Raw genomic sequence first — 24077 nt, forward strand, 5'->3', positions numbered from 1 at the left:
AAATCAGGCGACGTGCCTTGCGAGCGCGCAGCGCGACCACAGCGAATGCAGCGCCTCGACCAGATGGGCGATATCGGCGTCGGAATGCAGCGGCGTCGGCGTGATGCGCAGGCGCTCGGTCTTCTTCGGCACGGTGGGATAGTTGATCGGCTGGACGTAGACGCCGCAATTGTCGAGCAGCAGGTCGGAGATCCACTTGCACTTGGCCGCATCGCCGACCAGCACCGGCACGATATGGCTCGGATTGGGCATATGCGGGATCCCGCGCTGGTCGAGCAGCGCTCTCAGCTTGCGGACACGGTCCTGATGGCGGGCGCGTTCGAACTGGCTGACCTTCAAATGCTGGATCGAGGCGACGGCGCCGGCGGCAAGTGCCGGCGGCAGCGCCGTGGTGAAGATGAAGCCGGAGGCAAACGAGCGGATGAAATCGCAAAGCGCCGTCGAAGCGGCGATATAGCCGCCCATCACCCCGAAAGCCTTGCCGAGCGTACCCTCGATGACCGTCAGCCGGTCCATCAGCCCCTCGCGCTCGGCAATACCGCCGCCGCGCGGGCCGTACATGCCGACGCCATGCACTTCGTCGAGATAGGTCATCGCCCCATATTTGTCGGCGAGATCGCAGATCTCCTTGATCGGGGCGATATCGCCATCCATCGAATAGACGCTCTCGAAGGCGATCAGCTTCGGCGCCTTCGGATCGGCGGCCTTAAGCTTGGCTTCGAGATCGGCCACATCGTTGTGCTTCCAGATCACCTTGTCGCACTTGGCATAGCGGATGCCCTCGATCATCGAGGCATGGTTCAGCGCGTCGGAGAAGATGATGAGGCCGGGAATCTTCGCGCCGAGCGTGCCGAGGGCTGCCCAGTTGGAAACATAGCCAGACGTAAAGATCAGCGCCGCTTCCTTGCCATGCAGGTCGGCAAGCTCACGCTCGAGCATGACGTGATGGTGGTTGGTGCCAGAAATATTCCGGGTGCCTCCCGCACCCGCGCCACAGTGGTCGATGGCGTTCTTCATCGCCTCGATCACCTTCGGATGCTGGCCCATGCCGAGATAGTCGTTGGAGCACCAGACCGTGACTTCCTTTTCGCCATCCACGGTGTAACGCGTCGCGCGGGGAAAATTGCCGCGGTGACGTTCGAGATCGGCAAAAACGCGGTAACGGCCCTCGGTACGAAGCCCGTCCAGCTCGTTTTTGAAAAACGCTTCGAAATCCATCATATGCTCCAGTATCACGCGGATGTTCTTGATGACTGGACGTCCGCGCGTCAATGCTTACCCTTTGCTTTAACATCAACTGCGGCAAAAGGCCCAGATTTTTGAATGATTCCAGATAAAAAATATGCGAGCCGCGATCAACGAAATTGATGCCGCAGACGGCAGCCGAATTTGCGGACCGGGCAAAAGGCGACCCAGCCTGATCGCAAAAAAATCAGCACATCGGATGGACAACCCTTTCTTCCGACATAGTTTTCGGTCTAGCCTGACAAAAAATAAGAAGGGACGGCCTTTGCCCGCTGGGCAACAACCTCGGAGAAAAAAGATGAAGAAAGTTGTCATACTGGCATTGATCGGCCTGTCGATCGCAAGCTGCACGCCGACGCAGCAAGGCGCCGGCATCGGCGCTGCATCAGGTGCCGTCATCGGCGGCGTAGTCACCGGCAACGTCCGTGGCGCGGCAGTCGGCGCCGCTATCGGCGGCGTGTCCGGCGCCCTCATCGGCAGCGTCGCGGAACAGCCTGGCCAGTGCTACTATCGCGACCGCTACGGCCGCCGCTACATCGATAGTTGCCCGCGCTGAGAGCGCTTGGAAATCGGCAAATTCAGGAAATCCCGGACACACGTCCGGGATTTTTTGTGCTAAATTAGCGCGTTGGCAATTTAAAATGGTACACCCCGCGCGATTTTGTCGCTAAGCTGTTCATGGCTGGGCAACGAAGCTTCAATGTAGACACAACCAAAAGCGGCGGATGCGGATCAGAGGGACAGGCCCGAAAACAGGTACTGCGTATCGGCGAACAGGCACCATGATGGTAGTCGCAGCGGCAGCTGCGTTCTCACCGGTCCTGATCGGCGACGCTTATGCCTTCAAGCTTTTCGGCATCACCATTTTCGGCAAAGAAGAAGACGAAGGCGAACAGGTGCCCGATCCGGTGCGCTACCACGTAGACCTCAGGGCCGATACCGCCGATCCCGACCTGAAAGAAGCGCTGGAAAACAGTTCCCGTCTCCTCAGTGACCAGAAGCAGCCGGTTTCCGGCGATCTCGGCATCGTCGTCAAGGCGCGTGACGACCGTGAGCGGCTGATCGCCGCCCTGTATGAAAAGGCCCGTTATGGCGGCCTGGTGACGATCACCATCGACGGCAAGAATATCGACGACCTGCCGCCCAATCCGACATTCGACCGGTCAGGGCCGATCCCCGTCACCGTCGACATTGCTCCCGGCCCTGTTTTCAAGGTCAGGGAGGTACAGTTCGGCGGCGATGCCGCAAACCATAATCCCGCCGATTACGACCTCGCCCCCGGCGCGCAAGCCGGCTCGCTGGCGATCATCAAGGCCGGCGACAAGATCGTCGAACAATTGAAGAGCGAAGGCCGGCCCTTCGCCAAATTGACCGAACGCAAGGTCGTCGCCGATCATAACAGCGACACCGTCGATATCGTCCTTGCTGCCGAGGGCGGTCCCATCGCCCCGATCGGCGATGTCGGCGTCACCGGCGAGAAGACCGTCAGGCCAGGTTTCATCCAGCGCTATTCCCGGCTGAACAAGGGCGAAGCCTACTCCCCGGAAGCGCTGAAGAAAGCCGGCGAGCGGCTTCGCGCCCTCGGCGTCTTTTCGAGCGTCACCATTCACGAAGGGGATGCGCTGGCGCCTGATGGCACCTTGCCGATGACGATCGAGGTTTCGGAAGGCAAGAGGCGCTACTTCGGCGTCGGCGCGCAATATTCCACCACCGACGGCTTCGGCATTCAGGGCTATTGGGGCCACCGCAACCTGTTCGGCGAAGCCGAAACGCTGAGGATCGAGGGAGCGGTCTCGCGGCTTGGCGAAACGACGGATGTCGGCAGCCTCGACTATTCCGCCGGCATCCTCTTCACCAAGCCCGGCGCCTTCTTTCCCGCCGCCACCCTGAAGGCGGGCATCGTCGCCAAGACCGAAAATCCGGATGCCTATAACGCGACGCTCGTCACCGCCTCGCTCGGCCTTTCCTACGAGCTGACCGACCGGGACACGGTCTCGGCGAGCGGCGAGGTCAGCTGGGAGCGCGACGATGACGCCTTCGGCGAGAACGACTATCTGACCTTCACCCTGCCGATCCAATATGATCGCGACGCACGTGACGACAAGTTCAACCCGACGGAGGGTTATCGCGCGACATTCTCGGCAAAGCCCGGCTACGAAATCTTCAACGCCACGCCCTATGCGGCATTCGAGGGCTCGATCTCCGGCTACCTGCCGTTCGGCCAGGAGGACGGCGTGGTGCTTGCCGGCAAGGTTGCCGCCGGCGTCCTGATCGGCGGCGATAGCATTGGGGATATTCCCGCCACGCAGCGCTTCTTTGCCGGCGGCGGCGGCTCCGTGCGCGGATACAGCTATCAGGAAATCTCGCCCTATAACGACAATGGCGATGCCACCGGCGGCCGCTCCTATGTGACCGGTTCGCTGGAGGCCCGCATCAAGATCACCGATACGATCGGCATCGTGCCCTTCATCGATGTCGGCACCGTATCGGACAGCACCTTTCCGGGTTTTTCCGATATTCGCGCCGGTGCCGGCGCCGGAATACGATATGCAACGCCTTTCGGCCCGCTGCGGCTTGATTTTGCCATGCCGCTGAACAAGTACGAAGATGGCACAGATTACGGAATCTACGCCGGCATCGGCCAATCTTTCTAGAATTGCCGATTCCCCCGTGTTTTCCGATCTGTGAGCCGTCATGAAAACGGGGTAGTGTCCGCGCCGATGCAAATGCTGGCAAAAATCGTCAACTGGATCGTACGGCTGACCGGCTATGCCGTCGGCGTCACTTTGATTCTCGCTGTCGCGGCCCTTGCGATCTTCGGCTTCACCAGTTTTGGCGCCCGCATCGTCACCGAAAAGATAGCCTCCACGCTTTCCAACCGCGACATGACGATCCAGGTGCGTGAACCGCAAGGTCTTCTGACCGGCGGGCTTCGCGCCGCCGAGATCTCCATCTCCGACACCAGGGGCGTCTTTGCGGAAATTCATGGCATCGCGATCGACTGGAATCCGCTGGCGCTGCTGACCGGAACCTTCCACGCCAAACGCTTCGAGATCGAAGCGATCAACGTGCTGCGCAAGCCGGTGCGCACCCTGCCGTCGCGGCCCGGAGCTGAACATTCCGGCGGATTCGTTCTTCCGATCAAGGTCGATATAGACCGCGTCGCGCTGCCCGATATCAAACTTGCCGCACCCGTTGCCGGCCGCGCCTTTGCGCTCGCCGCCGAGGGCAGCCTTTCGGCGAACGGCGATGGCGGCGAGGCCGTCGTCAATGTCAGCCGTCACGCGGTTCCGGATGCGCGGCTTGCCGCCGACATCGCTTTTGCGCCAGCCGAAAACCGGCTGCGGCTGAAGGCGCAGCTTTCCGAGCCGAAGGGCGGGCTGCTGGCGGGCTTTCTCGGCTTGCCGGATAGCCCGGCCGTCAATATCGATCTCGACGGCCAGGGGCCGATATCCGATTGGAAAGGCAAAGTGCAGGCCGCCCTCGACGGACAGCAGCGCGCCGCAATCGAAGCCCGGCATCAGATCACGGCAGACGGATTGCACCACCTCGACCTCAAGGGCGGCGGTGACTTGAGCTCGCTGCTTCCATCGGCATTCCGGCCGCTTTTTGCCGGCCAGACCAATATCGATCTTGCCACCACCTTCGACGACCGCGGCAAGATCGATATCCAGACCGGCAATATCGCCACCGGCAGCGTCGTGATCGCCGCCTCGGGCACCCTCGATCCAGCCGGCAACAACAGCCTGAACGCCAATCTGCTCGGCACGTCGGGGCCTGTCGATTTCCGCTGGCCGCTCGCTGAAGGCGAAGCGCGCTTCCTCATTTCTGGCCTCAACCTGGCGCTAACCGGCGATGCCCAGGCCGCCCGACTGAACGTCAGCGGCTCGCTCGACACCGCAACCCTTCCGCAGGCCAATATCGGCAACATCAAGCTGACCGCAAAGAGCGACGCCTTCAATCTCGCCGCCCGTTCCGGCAGCGTCCAGTTGCGCCTCGTCGCCGGCGATACGACCTTCACCGACCCGAAGCTCAATCGCGCCGTCCAAGGCCCGGTCACGATCGCCTCGCCGCTGCAGATCTCGCCCTCCGGCATCGGCTTCAACGGCACCACCGTCGAAAGCGCCAATATCAACGGCGGCCTCAATGGCTCCTACCGGCTGGCAGACAAAGCGCTGACCGGCAACCTCAAGCTCACCATCAACCCGGCAGCTCTGCCGGCTGCGGTGACAAGCAGGTTCGACGGACCGATCTCGCTCGAAAGCCAGGTGGTCGGCACCATCCCGTCAAAATTCGCACTGTCCAATCTCGTCCTGAAATCCGGCACGCTCGAAGCCGCCGGCAACGTCGCGCTCGACGGCGGGATGTTGAATGCCGATCTTTCCGGCCGGCTGCCTGACGTCGGCAAGCTCATCCCCGGCGCCAATGGTGGCGCGGGTTATGCGCTGAGAGTGGGGGGTGAGCTCCCGGCAATCTCCGTGACGGCCAATCTCAAGGCCGCCAGCCTTGAAATGGCCGACCGCGTGGTCGGCAACCTCAATATCGACCTGTCGGGTCTCGCCGATCCCGAGGCGCCGCAGGGCAGGATCGCCGCCACAGGCACGATCGATGGCCAACCGATCGGCATCAACGGCGACATCACCTCGCAGGACGGCAAGATAAGCATTCCGGCGCTGACCGCCGATATCGGCGGCAACCGGCTGACCGGCAATGCGGAATTCTCGCCTACCCTGGAGCCAACAGCCGCACTGACCTTCGATTTCCCCAATGTCGGCCTGCTCGCCGCACTCGGCGGACAGAAGGCCGAAGGCGATCTCAAGGGTTCGCTCGGCGTCAGCAGCGACAGTGGCAGGATTGCGCTCAAGCTGCTTGCAACGGGCGGCTCGATCCACCGTGATACGCTTGCGATCGTCAAGCCGGATATCGATGTCACGATCAGCGATCTCAATGCCCTTGCCGCAAACGGCACTATCAAGGCCGAGGGGGTAAGCGCCGGAACGAACAAGCTTGCCGGCCTTTCGCTGGGTTTTACCAAGCAGCAGAACCATACCGACTTCGATCTCGATGCTGCCTATGACGGCAATCCCGTGCTGGCCGCGGGCAATATCGAGGCTCAGGACGGCACGATCCACCTGAACCTTGATCGCTTCTCGGCAAGCCCCCGCAATATCCCGATCGAGCTGGCCGCACCGACGCAGGTCGCCATCGGCGGCGGCGCCGCCAATCTGAACGGACTGATGCTGAAAACCGGCACCGGCTCGGTAACCGTTAGCGGTTCCGCCGGCGAAACGCTGAAGCTTGATGCAGATATCCGCGAGCTGCCGGCAGCGCTCGCCAACGGTTTCGTGCCCAACCTTTCAGCCGGCGGCACGATCTCCGGAACGATTGCCGTGACGGGAACGCCGGCAGCACCGGTCGCCGACTTCAAGCTCGACTGGAAGGATGCGACGACGGGCCAGACCAAGGGCGCCGGCCTGGCGCCGCTCGACATCACCGCCGGCGGCAAATTCGCCGACAACAAGCTCGATTTCGACACGACGGTCGGCAGCAATGACGGCCTCTCGCTCAAGGCCGCCGGCAATGTCGCGCTCGCCGACCCGAAGGCACCGGTGCTTGATGTCAACGCCGATATCCTCAACCTGCCTGCCCGCATCGCCAACGGTTTCGTTCCCGATCTCGCCGCCGCAGGCACGATTACAGGAAAAGTGGCGGCCTCCGGCTCCCTCGCTGCGCCGACCGCCAATTTCGATCTCAACTGGAAAGACGCGGCGACGAGCCACACGAAGCGTGCCGGCCTTGCGGATCTCGGCGTGAAGGCATCCGGAAAATTCGCCGATAGCAAGCTCGATTTCAATACAGTGGTCGACGGCGCCAACAGCCTCTCGCTGAAAGCAACCGGCAATGTCGCCATCACCGGCACGACGATCGACAACGTCAAGGTCGATGCAGCGCTGGCAAATGTCCCGGCAAATATCGCCAACAGCTTCGTCGCCGATCTCGCCGCCGAAGGCGTGATCTCCGGAAAGATCGCGGCCAGCGGGTCGCTTTCCGCCCCGAGTGCCGATTTCGATCTCACTTGGAAAGACGCGGCGACGAGCCACACGAAACGCGCCGGCCTTGCAGCGCTCGGCGTGACCGCATCGGGAAAATTTGCCGACAACAAGCTTGATTTCAATGCGGTGGTTGGCGGCGCCAACAGCCTCTCCTTAAAGGCAATCGGCAATGTCGCCATCACGGGCACGACGATCGACAACCTCACGGTCGACGCCACACTGGCGAATGTTCCGGCAAATATCGCAAACAGCTTCGTCGCCGATCTCGCCGCCGAAGGTGCGATCTCAGGAAAGATCTCGGCCACGGGATCCCTCCCGGTTCCGAATGCAGATTTCGATCTCACTTGGAAAGACGCGGCGACGAGCCACACGAAGCGTGCCGGCCTTGCAGCGCTCGGCGTGACCGCATCGGGAAAATTTGCTGAAAACAAGCTTGATTTCAATGCTGCAGTCAGCGGCGATAAAGACCTCTCACTGAAGGCCATGGGCAATGTCGCACTCGCCGGCACGGCGATCGACAGCATCAAGGTCGATGCCGAGATTGCCAAGCTTCCGGCCAGTCTCGCAAATGCGTTCGTTCCCAATCTGGCGGCCGGCGGCACGATATCCGGCACTGCGTCCGCCTCAGGGACACTCGCCGCACCGAAAGCCGACTTCAAGCTCGACTGGACGGATGCTGCGACCAGCCAGACCAGAAGCGCTCATCTCTCGGGCCTCGCGCTCACCACATCCGGACGCTTCGCCGACGACCGGCTCGATTTCGATGCCAATCTCGCCGGCCAGGACGGCCTCTCGCTGAAGGCCGCCGGCAACGTCGCGATATCAGGCACCTCCGTTAAAACCCTCGACGTCAAGGCCGATCTTGCCAACCTGCCGGCAGGCCTCGCCAACGGCTTCGTCCCGGGTCTTGGCGCAGAGGGCGCCGTGTCGGGAACTGCATCTGCCTCCGGAGCGCTTCCGAAACCGGCCGTCGATTTCAAACTCGACTGGAAGAACGCTTCGACCGCCCAGACCAAGAGCAGCGGCCTTTCGGGCCTGAGTGCTGCGGCGTCCGGCAAGTTCGCCAACGACCGGGTCGATTTCGATGCCAATCTCGCCGGCAAGGACGGCGTGTTGGCCAAGGCGACGGGCGGCGTCACGATCGCGGGAACGGCCATCCGGGACCTTTCGATCAATGCCGATATCCCGGCGCTGCCGGCAAATATCGCAAATGCTTTCGTTCCCGGTCTCGGTGCCGAGGGCACGCTTTCGGCAAGCGCCATAACGTCGGGAACGACGGCAAATCCGATCGTCGATTTCAAGCTCAACTGGAAAGATGCCGCGACCAGCCACACCAAGGCTGCCGGCCTTTCCCGCCTTGCGCTGGCGGCGACCGGAAAATACGCCGGTGACAGGCTGGATTTTGATGCCGCGCTCAACGGCAGCGGCGGCATTGCGCTGAAAGCCGCCGGCAATCTCGCCATCGCAGGCACGTCGATCAAGTCTCTCGATGTTACGGCGAATACCACCAATCTTCCGGCCAGCATCGCCAACGGCTTCGTTCCCGGCCTTGCAGCCGAGGGCGCGGTGTCGGCAACCGCAAAGGCCACCGGCACGCTATCGGCGCCCTCCGTCGACTTCAAGGTCGACTGGAAGAACGCGGCGACGAGCCAGACCAAAGGTGCCGGCCTTTCGCCGTTCAGCATCGGTGCATCAGGCAAACTTGCCGGAAACAGGCTGACGGTCGACACCAGCCTTGCCGGTGACGCCGGCATGTCGCTGAAAGGCGGCGGCAGTGTCGTGATCACAGGCAATCGCGCCCTCGACATGCGATTCAACGGCAATCTTCCTTTCGCCGTGCTCGGCGCCCCGCTTGCGCAGCAGGGGCTCGTTGCGGACGGCGTCGCCACCGTCAACCTCCAGATTGGCGGAACGGCCGCAGCGCCTGTTATCAACGGCACTGTCTCGACATCAGGCGCCAAGCTCGTCGACGTCCGACGCAATCTTGCCGTCAACAATCTTGCGGCGACCGTGACCTTCAATGGCAGCCAGGCGGTGATATCGCGCCTCAGCGGCAACCTTGGCGGCGGCGGCACGATTTCGGCCAGCGGTACCATCGGCATCCAGCCGGCCGGCGGCTTTCCCGCTGACATTTCGATCAAGCTCGACAAGGCGGTCTATGTCGATGGAACGCTTGTCGTCTCGACCGTCAATGGCACGGTCGGCCTGCGCGGGCCGATCATGAATGCGACGCTGAGCGGCAAGCTTCGGCTCGACAAAACCTCGATCACGGTCCCGGAAAAATTGCCGACCTCGCTGAGAGAAGTCGACATCCGGCATAAGAATGCGCCGCGGGCGGTGCTTGCGCAGCTGCGCGATGACGGTGAGCGGAAACCCGGCGAGAAATCCTCCGTGATCACACTGGATCTCGAAATCGATGCGCCCTCGCATATCTTCGTACGCGGCCGCGGCATCGATGCCGAGCTTGGCGGCCGGGTGACCATCCGCGGAACAGCGGCTGCACCCATCGTGACCGGCGGTTTCATCATGCGCCGCGGTCGCATGACCATTCTCAACCGCCGCCTGGATTTCTCCGACAAGAGCAGGATCACCTTCGCCGGCGACCTGACGCCGGCGCTCGATATGGAAGCGACCTCGGCCTCCGGCTCGACGACGCTGACCGTCGACGTCGCGGGTCTCGCCACCGACCCCGCGATTACCTTTTCCTCCTCGCCCCAGCTGCCGCAGGACGAGGTGCTGGCGCAGCTGATCTTCGGCCAGTCGATGTCGAAACTCTCGCCGGTGCAGATCGCCCAGCTCGCCGACGCCGTCAGTCAGCTGGCCGGCAACCGCTCGACCTCGCTTTTCGAAGGCCTGCGCAATCAGCTTGGCGTCGACGATTTCGACGTCAGCACCGATTCCAAGGGCCAGACGAGCGTCAGCGTCGGCCGCTATCTTAACGATCGCACCTATTTCGAATTGCAGCAGGGCGGTTCGGCTGGCGCCAAGGCGGTGATCAACCTCGATGTCGGCCGCGGCGTCAAGCTGCGCGGGGGGGCCGGTGGCAACGGTGAGGGCGAAGCCGGGATTGTCTACGAACGGGAATATTGATCCATCTCGCCCGAAGCTGGCAGCGGCTTTGGACCGATGGCATGCAAAAGCTCTAACCCGGCTTAGAAACCGGTTTTGCTGGTCTTGAGAAGGATGTTGGTTTCTGTCGAATTGATGCCATTGATCAGCCGGATCCGGTGCAGCGTCTCGTCGAAGGCAGCAAGGTCGCGATCCTCGAGTTCGGCGACGAAATCCCATTTGCCGTTGGTGCTGTGAAGCGCCCGCACCTGCGGTAGGCCCCTCAACTGATCGGCCACCCTGTCGGCGAGCTTGCCGAGCACCTCGATCATGACGATGGCGCGCACGCCGGCGGACCGCGTCTCATGACCGGTGCGGATGGTGAAGCCGACGATGGTGCCGCTGGCGACCAGCCGCTCGATCCGGGCGGCAACCGTTGCCCGTGATGCACCCGTCAATGCCGCAAGCGAAGAGACGGAAATCCGGGCGTTATGGCGAAGTGCACTCAGAAGTTCAGTGTCGAGATCATCCACGCTGATCACTTTGTCAAAATAGGTTTATCAATCTGCGCAATCATAGTCCATTTCTGACACTTTTCCATCTTTTTGCCGCCAGCCCTTTATCCCACTATCGGCCGAAACAGGCCTCAACACGGAGCCCTCCAAAATGAATACCCAATCGCGATCTGTCACCCTCATCGGCGCGCCGCTGGAAGAAGGCTCCGGCCGCAGAGGGGCTGCCATGGGCCCTGCGGCCCTGCGCATTGCCGGCGTCGACCAGACGCTGATCGAGCTTGGCCATGACGTCGCCGATATCGGCGATCTCAGGATCGTGCCGGCGATGGATCTGCCGAACCACCCGAAGGCCCACAATCTGAGGATCGTCGGCGCCTTCACGCGCGCCCTCGAAAGTAGCGTCTACGACGTGGCCGCCTCCGGCCGTTTTCCGCTGATTCTCGGCGGCGACCACAGCCTTTCCATGGGCAGCGTTTCCGGCATGGCCCGCTATGCCGCCAGCAAAGACCGCCCGCTCTTCGTCCTCTGGCTTGATGCCCATGCCGATTTCAATTCTCCGGCCACGTCGCCGTCCGGCAATATTCACGGTATGCCTGTCGCCTTCTTCTGTGGCGAGGCGGAGTTCGCCGAGATCCTGCCGAAGGGACGTCCGTTCGTCGATCCAAAGAATGTCTTCCAGGTCGGCATCCGTTCGGTCGATGCGCGCGAGCGCGAGGAAATCCACGAACACGGTGTCAATGTCTTCGACATGCGCGCGATCGACGAGCAGGGCATCGGCGCCATCATGCGTGAGATCCTCGATGTCGTGACCAGGGCAAACGGCCTGCTGCACGTCAGCCTCGACCTCGATTTCCTCGATCCCGAGATCGCTCCCGGTGTCGGCACGACGGTCCCGGGTGGCGCGACTTTTCGCGAGGCGCATCTGGTGATGGAAATGCTCTCGGACAGCGGCCTCGTCTCGTCGCTCGATCTCGTCGAACTCAATCCGTTTCTCGACGATCGCGGCAAGAGCGCCCGCATCCTGGTGGAGCTGACGGCAAGCCTCTTCGGCCGCCGCATCTTCGATCGTCCGACACGCGCCGCATAAGAGCATGTCGAGCAAAAGTGTGCAGCGGTTTTGCGATAACGACATGCGTTGAAATAAAACTAGAGGGAGAACGGCCATGAACACTTCGGAAAAACTGATCGCCACGGAACAACGGCTCGGCGCCCATAACTACAAGCCGCTCGACGTGGTGCTGACGCGTGGCGAAGGTGTTTATGTCTGGGATACCGACGGCAACCGTTATCTCGATTGCCTCTCGGCCTATTCCGCCGTCAACCAGGGCCATTGTCATCCGAAGATCCTCGCCGCAATGGTCGAGCAGGCGGGCAGGCTGACGCTCACTTCCCGCGCCTTCCGCAACGACCAGCTCGCCTATCTCTACGAAGAGCTTGCGGCTCTCACCGGCTCCCACAAGATCCTGCCGATGAATTCTGGCGCCGAAGCGGTGGAGACCGCCATCAAGGCGGTGCGCAAATGGGGATACGAGGTCAAGGGCGTGCCGGAAGGCAAGGCGGAGATCATCGTCTGCGCTGATAATTTCCATGGTCGGACGCTGAGCATCATCAGTTTCTCCACCGATCCCGAAGCCCGCGCCGGCTTCGGTCCCTATACGCCAGGCTTCCGCATCATTCCCTTCGGCGATGCCGAGGCTTTCGCCGCCGCAATCAATGGCAATACGGTGGCTGCCCTGATCGAGCCGATCCAGGGCGAAGCCGGCGTCATCATTCCGCCGGCAGGTTATTTCACCCGCATCCGCGAACTCTGCACGGCAAACAACGTCACCCTGATCCTCGACGAGATTCAGACCGGCCTCGGCCGTACCGGCAAGCTGCTGGCGGAGGAGCACGAAGGCATCGAGGCCGACGTGACGCTGATCGGCAAGGCGCTGTCCGGCGGCTTCTATCCCGTGTCGGCCGTGCTTTCGAATTCCGAAGTTCTGGGCGTGCTGCAGCCCGGCCAACACGGCTCGACCTTCGGCGGCAATCCACTCGCCTGCGCAGTAGCGCGTGCCGCGCTCAAGGTGCTGACGGAAGAGGGCATGATCGAGAACGCCGCTGTCATGGGCGACTACTTCCTCGAAGGCCTCGGGTCGATCCGCTCGAACATCGTCAGGGACGTGCGCGGCCGTGGCCTGATGATGGCCATCGAACTGGAACCCGAAGCCGGCGGCGCACGGCAATATTGCCATGCGCTGAAAGAGCGCGGCCTTCTCGCCAAGGATACCCACGACCACACAATTCGCCTCGCTCCGCCGCTGGTCATCACCAAAGAGCAGGTGGATTGGGCAGTCTCGCAGATTGAGAAGACGATAGGCTGAGTAAATCGGCGCAATTCTTCTTCACGATCTCGAATATGCATGGAAGATCCCGAAAACCAGAGATCGGCTGGAAGAGATCGACAGCAAACCCGCCTGGTTTTCATCCGAGATTAAAAACCTTCGCAATCGCGTCTCCCGATTTAGATTTGGGCAACACTCTTTCGCTAATGTCGTCGATAACCGTAACGATGCTTCGCCGAGCGCAAAGCCATCGCGTGGTATGAAGGCAAAGCTTGGCCGCGCCAATGGTGGCGCATCCGCTTCTGCCCTGGCTTACGATAGTTGGGAAGAATTCTAATGGCCACGATCAATTCGACTAACTTCAGCGGCGATACGCTCGAAATTATTGCCTTCCGCCTGCATGACCAGGAATTCTGCGTCAAGACCACGACCATCCGCGAAATCCGCGGCTGGGCGCCGTCGACGCCGATCCCGCATGCGCCGGCCGATGTCATAGGTGTCATGAACCTGCGCGGCTCGGTGATCCCGATCATCGATCTTGCTTTCAAACTCGGCATGAAAAGCACGGTCGCCAATGAGCGCAGCGCCATCGTCGTCGCCGAAGTTCACAGCATGGTCATCGGCATGCTTGTCGACCGCGTCTCGGATATCCTCACCATCTCCTCCAGCCAGGTCCAGCCGGTGCCCGAGGTGACCGCCTCCTTCGACCGCGCTTATTGCGAAGGTATCATTGCCTCGGAAAACGGAATGATCTGCTTCCTGAATCTCGCCAAGATGTTCAAGGAAAACGAGACGGATGAACTGGCGGCCTGATCGGCCAATATAATTCTCAATAAAAACCGCCCACCCGGGCGGTTTTTTGTTGCGCATCGCGAGCAAGTATCGGCCGCCACTATCCGCCTTGGCGCTTTTGATTAGAAACAGCTTCTATACCGGAAATTAACCACGTTCCGTCATCATGGGATACTCAAGGATGACACGTATTCCGCCAATCTGGGAATGACAACCTGTACTGTCTGTCTTCTCATCACCGGCATTCCTTGTCCGATCGGCTTCGCCTTACCAGACGAAGCAGCAGAAAACTGTGCATTTCAGAGGGACGGGAATGTTTGGTCTATCTTCCGATTCGAAATATATTCTCAATGCCATTTCCAAATCGCAGGCGATTATCGAATTCGACCTCAAGGGAAATATCCTCACGGCGAACGAGAATTTCTGCAATGCACTTGGTTATCGCCTGAGCGAGATCGTCGGCAAGCATCACAGCATGTTCTGCGAGCCGGCCTATACGGCAACGCCTGAATATCGTGCCTTCTGGGCACGGCTCGGGCGCGGCGAATATGATGCCGGTGCTTACAAGCGTCTCGCCAAGGGCAACAGAGAGATATGGATCCAGGCTTCCTACAATCCCATTCTCAAGGGCGGAAAGCCATTCAAGGTGGTGAAATTCGCGGCCGACATCACTGCCGCCAAGAAGCAGGCGGTCGAGGATTCCGGCAAGCTGGAGGCGATCTCGCGTTCGCAGGCGGCGATCGAATTCACCCCGAAGGGCGAGATCCTGACCGCGAATGAGAATTTCTGCAAAGCCATGGGATACTCCCTGGCCGAGATCACCGGCAAGCATCACAGCATATTCTGCGATCCGGCCTATGTCAGCACCGAGGATTACGGCAACTTCTGGCGCCGTCTTGCCAATGGCGAATTCATTGCCAACGAATTCGTCCGCTTCGGCAAGGACGGCCGCGAAATCTGGATCCAGGCTGCCTATAACCCGATCGTCGATGCCGACGGCAAGGTCTACAAGGTCGTGAAGTTCGCAACCGACGTCACCCAACGCATGAGCGCGATTTCACTGCTTGGTGGCGCGCTGCGCCAGCTGTCCGAAGGTGATCTGACACGGACGGTGGACACGCCCTTCGTCCCGTCGATGGAACAGTTGCGGCACGATTTCAACACCGCAATCAAAGGTCTTGCCGAGACGATGAAGACGATCGGCGAGAATGCCAGCGCGATCGCCTCCGGCTCACGCGAGATTGGCGCATCGGCGGACTCCTTCTCCAAGCGGACGGAACAGCAAGCCGCATCCATCGAAGAAACCGCAGCCGCGCTGGAAGAGATCACCACGACTGTCAACGATTCCAGCCGTCGCGCCGATGAGGCCGGCCGCCTTGTCGCCATGACCAAGCAGGGCGCCGAGCAGTCCGGTATCGTGGTCCGCAATGCCGTCGCCGCCATGGGCCAGATCGAACAGTCCTCCCGCGAAATCACCAACATCATCGGCGTCATCGACGATATCGCCTTCCAGACCAATCTCCTGGCATTGAATGCCGGCGTCGAAGCGGCCCGCGCCGGCGAAGCCGGCAAGGGCTTCGCCGTAGTGGCCCAGGAGGTCAGGGAGCTCGCCCAGCGCTCCGCTAACGCCGCCAAGGAGATCAAGACGCTGATCAACACGTCGGGCGAGCATGTCAGGAACGGCGTCGGCCTCGTCGGCCAAACCGGTAAAGCGCTCGAGGAGATCGTCACCCAGGTCGGCGATATCGACGGCAACGTCGTCGCCATCGTCGAAGCCTCCAGGGAGCAGGCAACCGGCCTCAAGGAAATCAACCAGGCCGTCAATACGCTGGATCAGGCAACCCAGCAAAATGCCGCCATGGTCGAGGAGAGCACCGCTGCCAGCCACAGCCTTGCGAGAGAGGCCGAAACGCTGCGTGTTCTGCTGACGAGGTTCCGTCTGCCAGGCCAGACCCAGACCGCCGGCAGGCATGAGGCAAGACAGACGGGCTCACCGGCGCTGCATCTTGTTTCACGTGTCGCAAAGGCGCACGGGACTGCCGCGGCAACTGCCCAGAGCTGGGAAGAGTTCTGATCCCAGTCTCCGCACATCGTCATTTTACTGTGCCGCCGCCAGGCGGCACTTTGATCAGATTGCACCGTCTACGAAGATAAACGCGTCGTATGAACACCCATGCGACGCGCTTTGATGGCTCAGCCGAACAGCGCCAAAGTCGCCCGCAGCGTCACCCAGACACCCCAGAGCAACGGCACGCCGACGACGGCCCAGGCAAGCATCGCCTTGGCGTCCAGCCCGCCTGTGCCGATGCCGAAGGAACCCGTCGGACCGGCATTGACGGCCGCCGACTTCGCCTGCAGCGCAGCGACCTCGCCATCGGACATGAACCATTTGTCCGAAAGCGGCCTGATCAGCGAATTGGCGATGAGCCCGAGCGCCAGCATGCCGGCGAGGATATACATGGTGCCGGTATAGAGGGTTGGACCGGGCGCAACGCCGGCGGCGATCTGCGCTTCGCGGATATAGTTGACGACGACGGGACCGACGATACCGGCCGTTGCCCAGGCGGTCAGCAGCCGGCCGTGGATGGCGCCGACGAACTGGGTGCCGAAAATATCGGCAAGATAGGCCGGTATGGTCGCGAAGCCGCCACCATACATCGACAGGATGATGCCGAAGGAAAGAACGAACAGCGCCTTGTTGCCCATGCCCGCGAAGGTGGGCGCCAATGCATAGAGCACGATGCCAAGGACGAAGAAGCAATAATAGGTATTCTTGCGGCCGATCTTGTCGGACAGCGACGCCCAGAAGAACCGTCCGCCGATGTTGAAGAGCGACAGCAAACCGGCAAAACCGGCGGCGATCGTGGCGATCGATGCCTTCTGGCCCGCGTCGAGCTGGGCGAAGCCGACGTCCGGCAGGCCGATCAGCGAGCCGGCGAAGATTTCCTGCAGCATCGGCGAGGCCATGCCGAGAACGCCGATACCGGCCGAAACGTTGAGGCAAAGCACGGCCCAGATCAGCCAGAACTGCTTGGTCTTGTGGGCATCGCGCAGGTGCACATGTTTGGTGGTGATCATCGTGCTCTTGGCCACAGGCGGCGTCCAACCCTCGGGACGCCAGCCAGCCGGCGGAATGCGGTAGCCGAAGGCACCGCCCATCATGAAGACGAAATAGATCGCCGCCATGACGATGAAGGTCTGCCAGACGCCGACCGAACTGTCGGTCTTAAAAGTATTCATCAGCAGGTTGGCCAATGGGGCGCCGATCATCGCACCGCCGCCGAAGCCCATGATCGCCATGCCGGTCGCCATGCCGCGCCGGTCGGGAAACCACTTGATCAGTGTCGAGACCGGCGAGATGTAACCGAGGCCGAGACCGATGCCGCCGATGACGCCGGCACCGAGCCACATCATCCAGAGCTGATGAGTGATGACGCCGATGGCGGCAAGAATGATGCCGCCGCACCAGCAGCAAGCGGAAACGACGCCCGCCTTGCGCGGACCGGCCCGCTCGAGCCAGCCGCCCCAGATGGCGGCGGACGAACCAAGCAGAACGAGAAACAGCGTATAGATCCAGCCGAGGTCGGCAACGCGCCAGTCGCAAGTCGTGGTGAACAGCGCCGAGGCGAGTGTCAGATCGGGGCAGGCCGTCGAGGCCGTGATCCCGAGCGACTTGGAAAGCGGCAGCCAGAACACGCTGAAACCATAGGCCATGCCGATGCAGAGATGGATGGCGAGCGCTGCCGGCGGCACCAGCCACCGATTGAACCCGGGCCTTGCGATGATCCTTTCACGATCGAGCAGGCCTACCCCCGCCAACGCCCCATCTGTCCGTCTTTCCGCTGCGGTCATGAAAATCCTCCTTGATACAAATCTGCTTTGATTTCAGCTTTTGCGCAGGCAGGTTGCTCCTGCCTTCCCTCCCGCACGGACCGATCCTCGCTTTTTTTGAACTAAAGCATTGAAATAAATACCTAAAGCGCGAGGAACGCGCTCTAGTGTGTCACCGGCTTTCGGATAAGAGGAACGGCCTGAAGCACGAGTGCATCCAGGCCGTTTTCCTCATTCTCTAGAATTTCGAACAACTGCCGCCGCATGCGCGGGTCCCAGAATTTGTTGATATGGGTGGCGACCCCCTGCGCGGCCTCGCTTTCCGGCTGGCTCTTGAAGAAGGTGGCGATCTGGTTTGCCATATAGACGAGCTTGGTCTTGGTATCATGCGACATCGGCAATGCTTCCGGGCGAGATGCGGTGCGGGTGAGTGAAGATCTCGAAATCCTCGCCGCGCACCAGCGCGACGAGCGTCATGCCGGCCTCTTCGGCCGTGCGGATGGCGAGAGCCGTCGGCGCGGAAATGGCGATAAGCACAGGGCTGCCGAGGATCGCCGCCTTCTGCACCATCTCGACGGAAAGCCGGCTGGTGACGACGACGGCGCCGTCGCCGCCTCTTTCACCGGCGCGGATGACGGCGCCGCAGAGCTTGTCCAGCGCATTGTGCCGGCCGACATCTTCGCGCACGGCAATCAGCCCTCTGCCAGGAAGATAGAACCCGGCGCCATGCACCGCCCGTGTCTCACGATGCAACGGCTGTGCCTCGTTCAGAAGCGAAACGGCGCGGACGATATCCGCATGCGACAGCGCCAGCGGCGATTTCGAAACGTCAGGCACCGGCCGCACCGCCTGTTCGATCGATTCGATGCCGCAGAGCCCGCAGCCGACCGGTCCCGCCATGCTGCGGCGCCGTGCCCGCAGCCGATCGGCGACATCGTCGACCAGGCTCACCTGCACATCGATCCCCTGCTCACCCTCGATGACCTCGACGCCCGATATCTCCGCCGGCCCCGCAATGATCCCTTCGGTCAGACTGAATCCGAGGGCAAAATCCTCGAGATCCGCAGGTGTTGCCATCATCACCGCATGCGAACTGCCGCCGTAGGAAAAGGCGATCGGCACTTCTTCCGGCACGATGCGAGAGCTCGTGTGCATAATGCCGTTGCGGCGGGCGGTTTCGGGCGCATGGGCAGTGACGGTGAAGGTCATGATGCGCGTTCCTGCTTACAGAGCCGCCCCTGCATTCTCACTCCGCTGCCTCGAGCTTGCCAGCGATGCGGCGTGATTGCCGCGCCTGCTCGTCATATTCCAGCTGCCATTCACTCGGCCCGTTGGAGGGCGAGACCTGCACCGCCGTCACCTTGTATTCCGGGCAGTTCGTCGCCCAGTCGGAGAAATCGGTGGTGATGACGTTCGCCTGCGTATTGGGATGATGAAAGGTCGTATAAACGACACCCGGCGCGACGCGATCTGTGATCAGCGCCCTGAGCGTCGTGTCGCCGGAGCGGCTGCCGAGTTTCACCCAGTCGCCATCGCGAACGCCGCGCTGCTCGGCATCGTGTGGATGGATTTCCAGCCGGTCTTCCGCGTGCCAGATGACATTCTCGGTCCGCCGCGTCTGCGCCCCGACATTGTACTGGCTGAGGATGCGGCCGGTTGTCAGCAGCAGCGGAAAGCGCGGACCGGTACGCTCGTCGGTCGCTACGTATTCGGTGCGGATGAACTTGCCCTTGCCGCGCACGAAGCCATTGACATGCATGATCGGTGAGCCGAGCGGGTTCTTCTCGTTGCAGGGCCACTGCACCGAGCCCATTTTATCGAGATAGTCGTAGGAGACCATCGCGAAACTCGGCGTCGTCGCAGCGATCTCGTCCATGATCTCGGACGGATGGGTATAATGCCAGTCAAGCCCCATCGCCTGGGCAAGCTTCTGCGTCACTTCCCAGTCGCCATAGCCGTTGCGCGGCGACATCACCTTGCGCACGCGGTTGATGCGGCGTTCCGCATTGGTGAAGGTGCCGTCCTTCTCCAGGAAGGTCGAGCCCGGCAGGAAGACATGGGCGTAATTGGCGGTCTCGTTGAGGAACAGATCCTGCACGACGACGCATTCCATCGCCGCAAGCCCCGCCGCGACATGTTTGGTATCGGGATCGGACTGCAGGATGTCTTCACCCTGGATGTAGATGCCCTTGAAGGAGCCGTCGACTGCCGCGTCCAGCATGTTCGGAATACGCAGGCCCGGTTCGTTGTTGAGCTTCACGCCCCAGAGCTTTTCGAAGATGTCACGCGTCGCATCGTCGGAAATGTGCCGGTAGCCCGGCAGTTCGTGCGGGAAGGAACCCATGTCGCAGGAGCCCTGCACATTGTTCTGGCCGCGCAGCGGGTTCACACCGACGCCGGGACGGCCGATATTGCCGGTCGCCATCGCCAGGTTGGCGATCGCGATGACCGTGGTCGAGCCCTGGCTGTGTTCGGTGACGCCGAGGCCGTAATAGATCGCACCGTTGCCGCCCTTGGCATAGAGCCTTGCCGCGCCGCGCATATCCGCCGCCGGCACGCCGGTGAAGATCTCGGTCTGCTCGGGACTGTGCTGCGGTTCGGCGACAAAGGCCGCCCAATCCTCGAACTCCGACCAGTCGCAGCGCTCGCGGATGAACGCCTCGTCAAAGAGGCCTTCGGTGACGATCACATGCGCCAGCGCCGTCATGACCGCGACATTGGTGCCGGGCTTCAGCGGCAGGTGATACGACGCCTCGATATGCGGCGAGCGGACGATATCGGTGCGGCGCGGATCGATGACGATGAGCTTGGCGCCTTGGCGCAGCCGCTTCTTCAGCCGCGAGCCGAACACCGGATGCCCGTCGGTCGGGTTGGCGCCGATGACGACGACGACATCCGAATGCTCGACGCTGTCGAAATCCTGCGTGCCCGCCGACGTGCCGAACGTCTGGCCGAGGCCGTAGCCGGTCGGCGAATGGCAGACGCGGGCGCAGGTATCGACATTGTTGTTGCCGAAGCCGGCGCGGATCAGCTTCTGCACCAGATAAGTTTCCTCATTGGTGCAGCGCGACGAGGTGATGCCGCCAATCGCCTCGCGGCCGTATTGATACTGGATGCGGCGGAACTCCAGCGCCACATGCGCGAAGGCTTCGTCCCAGCTCACTTCCCGCCAGGGATCGCTGACCTTTTCGCGGATCATCGGATTGAGGATGCGGTCCTTGTGGGTGGAATAGCCATAGGCGAAGCGGCCCTTGACGCAGGAATGGCCGCGATTGGCCTGACCGTCCTTCCACGGCACCATGCGCACCAGTTCCTCGCCGCGCATCTCCGCCTTGAAAGAACAGCCGACGCCGCAATAGGCGCAGGTGGTCACGGCTGAATGCTCCGGCTGGCCGATCTGGATCACCGATTTCTCCGTCAGCGTCGCCGTCGGGCAGGCCTGGACGCAGGCGCCGCAGGACACGCATTCGGAATCGATGAAATGCTCGTGCATGCCGGGCGAAACGCGTGAGCCGAAGCCACGGCCCTCGATCGTCAGCGCGAAGGTGCCCTGCACTTCCTCGCAGGCGCGCACGCAACGCGAACAGACGATGCACTTGGAGGGATCATAGGTGAAGTAGGGATTGGATTCGTCCTTCGGCATCCATTTCAGATTGATGTCGCCATTGCTGCGCGCCTTGACGTGGTTGTCGCCCTCATAGCCGTAGCGCACATCGCGCAGGCCGACGGCGCCCGCCATGTCCTGCAATTCGCAATCGCCGTTGGCCGCGCAGGTGAGACAGTCGAGCGGATGGTCGGAAATATAGAGTTCCATCACGCCGCGGCGGATATCCTTCAGCCGCCCCGTCTGCGTGTGCACCACCATGTTTGCCGCCACCGGCGTCGTGCAGGAGGAGGGTGTGCCGTTGCGACCCTCGATCTCGACGAGGCAGAGCCGGCAGGAGCCGAAAGCGTCGACCATGTCGGTGGCACAGAGCTTCGGCACCTTGATGCCGGCCTCCATCGAGGCGCGCATGATGGAGGTGCCCTCCGGCACGCTGATCTGCTGTCCGTCGATGGTGAGCGTCACCATGGCCTCGGACTTCGAAGCAGGGGTGCCGTAGTCGATTTCATGGATGAGAGACATGATTGGTCTCCTTGCTTGAGATGGTGACGTCAGCGCAGGCGTTCCATGAAAAACTCGTCATTCCGCCGCCTCCACCAGAGGTGCCGGCGAAAAATCCTCCGGGAAATGCGTCATGGCGCTCATGACGGGATAGGGCGTGAAACCACCCAGCGCACAGAGCGAGCCGAACTTCATCGTGTTGCAGAGATCGGCAAGCAGCACCCGGTTCTTCTCCGGCTCGATACCGCGGGCGATCTTATCGGCCGTCTCGACGCCGCGCGTCGAGCCGATGCGGCAGGGCGTGCACTTGCCGCAGCTTTCGACGGCGCAGAATTCCATCGCGAAACGCGCCTGCTTCAGCATATCGGCCGTGTCGTCGAAAACGACGATGCCGGCATGGCCGATAAGCCCGTCCTTGGCGGCGAAGGATTCGTAATCGAACGGCGTGTCGAACAGCGCCCGCGGGAAATAGGCGCCGAGCGGTCCGCCGACCTGCACGGCTTTGACCGGCCGTCCCGTCACTGTACCGCCACCGATCTTGTCGACGATATCTCCGAGCGAAAGACCAAAGGCCGTCTCAAAGAGGCCGCCATATCTGACATTGCCGGCAATCTGCAGCGGGATGGTGCCGCGTGAGCGGCCCATGCCGAAATCGCGGTAGAAGGCCGCACCCTTTTCCATGATAACGGGCACCGAAGCCAGCGAGATCACGTTGTTGATGACGGTCGGACAGTTAAACAGCCCCTTATGCGCCGGCAGCGGCGGCTTGGCGCGCACGATGCCGCGCTTGCCCTCGAGGCTGTTCAGCAGCGCCGTCTCCTCACCGCAGACATAGGCGCCGGCGCCGGTGCGCACCTCGATATCGAAGGCGCGGCCGGATCCGAGCACCGATGGTCCGAGGATACCGGCCTGGCGCGCGAGGCCGACGGCCTCGGTCATGACAGCGATCGCATGCGGATATTCCGAACGCGTATAGACGAAACCCTTGGTCGCCCCGGTCGCCAGCCCTGATATCGCCATGCCCTCGATCAACACGAAGGGATCGCCCTCCATGATCATCCGGTCGGCAAAAGTGCCGCTGTCGCCCTCATCGGCATTGCAGACGATATATTTGCGTTCGCCGGCGGCGTCGAGAACGGTCTTCCACTTGATGCCTGTGGGAAAGCCGGCGCCGCCGCGTCCGCGCAGGCCGGAATCGGTGACTTCCTTGACGATTTCGGCTGATGTCATCGAAACGGCGCGGCGAAGGCCGGCAAGACCGCCATGCGCCTCGTAATCCGCCAGCGAAAGCGGATCGGTGACGCCGCAGCGGGCGAAGGTCAGGCGAGTTTGCTCCTTGAGGAACGGGAGGTCTTCAACCTCCCCGAGACAGAGTCGATGCTCGCCTCCATCAATCATCCCGGCATTGAACAGATCGGCCACATCCTTGGACGTCACCGGTCCATAGCCGATGCGCTTTCCGGCTACCTCGATCTCGACCAGTGGCTCCAGCCAGAACATTCCGCGCGAGCCGTTGCGCACGATCTCGGCATCGAAGCCGCGGGCGGCGATCTCCTGGGCAATCGCCTTTGCCACCTTTTCGGCCCCGAGCGCCAGCGCTGCGGCATCGCGCGGAACATATATCCTCACCGTCATCGACGTACCTCCGCGACGAGTTCCGCCGCCGTCTGATCGTCGACCCGGCCATAAACCTCGCCGTCAAGCATCACCGCCGGCGCGCAGGCGCAGAGCCCGAGACAGTAGACCGGCTCCAGCGTCACGCCGCCATCGAGCGTCGTCTGATGAAAATCAATGCCGAGCAGCGCCTTGACGCGTTCGGCCAGCGCATCGCCACCCATCGACTGACAGGCTTCGGCGCGACAGAGCTTCAGCACGTGCCGGCCGGCGGGATGGTCGCGATAATCGTGATAGAAGGTCACCACGCCATGCACCTCGGCACGCGAGAGGTTCAATTCCTCCGCGATGACGGGCATGGCTTCCTGCGGCACATAGCCGAATTCCTGCTGAACCTCGTGCAGAATGGGAAGCAGCGGCCCTTCGAGAAATCGAAGATCGGCGACGATGGCTCGGGTGCGCGCTGCAATATCGCCTTCGGCGATATGAATGGTCATAAGGCAGCCCTCCCGGCGGCTTGCTCGTTGCGGAATAGCGGGCCTCCCCCGGC

15 protein-coding genes are annotated in these 24077 nt (G+C 61.9%); 7 read left to right on the forward strand and 8 right to left on the reverse strand.

The features are described from left to right. Nucleotides 1-3: 3 nt before the first annotated feature. Nucleotides 4-1218, reverse strand: coding sequence for a 5-aminolevulinate synthase (gene hemA / locus AB8B31_RS19865; RefSeq protein WP_018517247.1), 1215 nt, complete (start codon nt 1216-1218; stop codon nt 4-6). Nucleotides 1219-1543: 325 nt separating this feature from the next. On the opposite strand from hemA, the gene AB8B31_RS19870 reads away from it, so the two are divergent. From AB8B31_RS19870 to AB8B31_RS19880, 3 genes are all read left to right on the forward strand, one after another. Further along, the gene (locus AB8B31_RS19870; protein ID WP_012759223.1) at nt 1544-1801 is read left to right on the forward strand and encodes a YMGG-like glycine zipper-containing protein; all 258 of its coding nucleotides are present in this window, start codon (nt 1544-1546) and stop codon (nt 1799-1801) included. A 169-nt stretch (nt 1802-1970) separates the two neighbouring features. Next, a complete protein-coding gene (locus AB8B31_RS19875) occupies nt 1971-3899 on the forward strand; it encodes an autotransporter assembly complex protein TamA (RefSeq protein ID WP_028734254.1) in 1929 nt (642 codons plus the stop codon). 66 nt (nt 3900-3965) lie between these two features. Beyond that, nucleotides 3966-10388, forward strand: a complete 6423-nt coding sequence (locus AB8B31_RS19880) for a translocation/assembly module TamB domain-containing protein (protein ID WP_439007525.1) — start codon at nt 3966-3968, stop codon at nt 10386-10388. Between the two features lie 62 nt (nt 10389-10450). On the opposite strand, the gene AB8B31_RS19885 is transcribed toward AB8B31_RS19880, so the two are convergent. Continuing rightward, entirely contained in the window at nt 10451-10888 is a 438-nt protein-coding gene (locus AB8B31_RS19885; protein WP_018243835.1) for an Lrp/AsnC family transcriptional regulator, read from the reverse strand. A 124-nt stretch (nt 10889-11012) separates the two neighbouring features. Between AB8B31_RS19885 and rocF the strand changes: the two genes are divergently transcribed. The 4 genes from rocF (at nt 11013) to AB8B31_RS19905 (ending at nt 16051) form a co-directional block, all read left to right on the forward strand. Then, nucleotides 11013-11948 carry an arginase gene (gene rocF / locus AB8B31_RS19890; RefSeq protein WP_018243836.1) on the forward strand — a complete coding sequence of 312 codons (936 nt, stop codon included), beginning with the start codon at nt 11013-11015 and terminating at the stop codon, nt 11946-11948. Between the two features lie 76 nt (nt 11949-12024). Next, nucleotides 12025-13224, forward strand: a complete 1200-nt coding sequence (gene rocD / locus AB8B31_RS19895) for an ornithine--oxo-acid transaminase (RefSeq protein ID WP_028734252.1) — start codon at nt 12025-12027, stop codon at nt 13222-13224. A 297-nt stretch (nt 13225-13521) separates the two neighbouring features. Beyond that, entirely contained in the window at nt 13522-13998 is a 477-nt protein-coding gene (locus AB8B31_RS19900) for a chemotaxis protein CheW (protein ID WP_003543427.1), read from the forward strand. 292 nt (nt 13999-14290) lie between these two features. Next, nucleotides 14291-16051 (forward strand): methyl-accepting chemotaxis protein, encoded by a 1761-nt coding sequence (locus AB8B31_RS19905; protein ID WP_028734251.1) that lies wholly within the window; start codon nt 14291-14293, stop codon nt 16049-16051. A gap of 119 nt (nt 16052-16170) precedes the next feature. On the opposite strand, the gene AB8B31_RS19910 is transcribed toward AB8B31_RS19905, so the two are convergent. From AB8B31_RS19910 to AB8B31_RS19935, 6 genes are all read right to left on the reverse strand, one after another. Beyond that, nucleotides 16171-17829, reverse strand: a complete 1659-nt coding sequence (locus AB8B31_RS19910) for an OFA family MFS transporter (RefSeq protein ID WP_028734250.1) — start codon at nt 17827-17829, stop codon at nt 16171-16173. 143 nt (nt 17830-17972) lie between these two features. Then, nucleotides 17973-18203: a formate dehydrogenase subunit delta gene (locus tag AB8B31_RS19915; RefSeq protein WP_028734249.1), complete on the reverse strand. Its 231-nt coding sequence runs from the start codon at nt 18201-18203 to the stop codon at nt 17973-17975. Further along, complete coding sequence (fdhD, locus tag AB8B31_RS19920; protein ID WP_028734248.1) at nt 18193-19017, reverse strand: formate dehydrogenase accessory sulfurtransferase FdhD; 825 nt, start codon at nt 19015-19017, stop codon at nt 18193-18195. The genes AB8B31_RS19915 and fdhD overlap by 11 nt, the downstream gene beginning before the upstream one ends. Before the next feature lie 37 nt (nt 19018-19054). Continuing rightward, entirely contained in the window at nt 19055-21934 is a 2880-nt protein-coding gene (fdhF, locus tag AB8B31_RS19925) for a formate dehydrogenase subunit alpha (RefSeq protein ID WP_028734247.1), read from the reverse strand. Nucleotides 21935-21991: 57 nt separating this feature from the next. Beyond that, nucleotides 21992-23548, reverse strand: coding sequence for a formate dehydrogenase beta subunit (locus AB8B31_RS19930; protein ID WP_028734246.1), 1557 nt, complete (start codon nt 23546-23548; stop codon nt 21992-21994). Further along, nucleotides 23545-24024 (reverse strand): formate dehydrogenase subunit gamma, encoded by a 480-nt coding sequence (locus tag AB8B31_RS19935; RefSeq protein ID WP_018243843.1) that lies wholly within the window; start codon nt 24022-24024, stop codon nt 23545-23547. The genes AB8B31_RS19930 and AB8B31_RS19935 overlap by 4 nt, the downstream gene beginning before the upstream one ends. Nucleotides 24025-24077: the final 53 nt, after the last annotated feature.

Source organism: Rhizobium sp. 62_C5_N11_2, assembly GCF_051811185.1.
Taxonomy (GTDB): Bacteria; Pseudomonadota; Alphaproteobacteria; order Rhizobiales; family Rhizobiaceae; genus Rhizobium; species Rhizobium leguminosarum.

Coding starts and splice junctions, on each gene's coding strand:
- AB8B31_RS19915 (WP_028734249.1), bottom strand. CDS start 18,203: ATGTCGCATGATACCAAGACCAAGCTCGTCTATATGGCAAACCAGATC.
- AB8B31_RS19930 (WP_028734246.1), bottom strand. CDS start 23,548: ATGACGGTGAGGATATATGTTCCGCGCGATGCCGCAGCGCTGGCGCTC.
- AB8B31_RS19870 (WP_012759223.1), top strand. CDS start 1,544: ATGAAGAAAGTTGTCATACTGGCATTGATCGGCCTGTCGATCGCAAGC.
- rocD (WP_028734252.1), top strand. CDS start 12,025: ATGAACACTTCGGAAAAACTGATCGCCACGGAACAACGGCTCGGCGCC.
- AB8B31_RS19935 (WP_018243843.1), bottom strand. CDS start 24,024: ATGACCATTCATATCGCCGAAGGCGATATTGCAGCGCGCACCCGAGCC.
- fdhD (WP_028734248.1), bottom strand. CDS start 19,017: ATGACCTTCACCGTCACTGCCCATGCGCCCGAAACCGCCCGCCGCAAC.
- AB8B31_RS19880 (WP_439007525.1), top strand. CDS start 3,966: ATGCAAATGCTGGCAAAAATCGTCAACTGGATCGTACGGCTGACCGGC.
- AB8B31_RS19910 (WP_028734250.1), bottom strand. CDS start 17,829: ATGACCGCAGCGGAAAGACGGACAGATGGGGCGTTGGCGGGGGTAGGC.
- AB8B31_RS19905 (WP_028734251.1), top strand. CDS start 14,291: ATGTTTGGTCTATCTTCCGATTCGAAATATATTCTCAATGCCATTTCC.
- fdhF (WP_028734247.1), bottom strand. CDS start 21,934: ATGTCTCTCATCCATGAAATCGACTACGGCACCCCTGCTTCGAAGTCC.
- AB8B31_RS19875 (WP_028734254.1), top strand. CDS start 1,971: ATGCGGATCAGAGGGACAGGCCCGAAAACAGGTACTGCGTATCGGCGA.
- rocF (WP_018243836.1), top strand. CDS start 11,013: ATGAATACCCAATCGCGATCTGTCACCCTCATCGGCGCGCCGCTGGAA.
- AB8B31_RS19900 (WP_003543427.1), top strand. CDS start 13,522: ATGGCCACGATCAATTCGACTAACTTCAGCGGCGATACGCTCGAAATT.
- hemA (WP_018517247.1), bottom strand. CDS start 1,218: ATGGATTTCGAAGCGTTTTTCAAAAACGAGCTGGACGGGCTTCGTACC.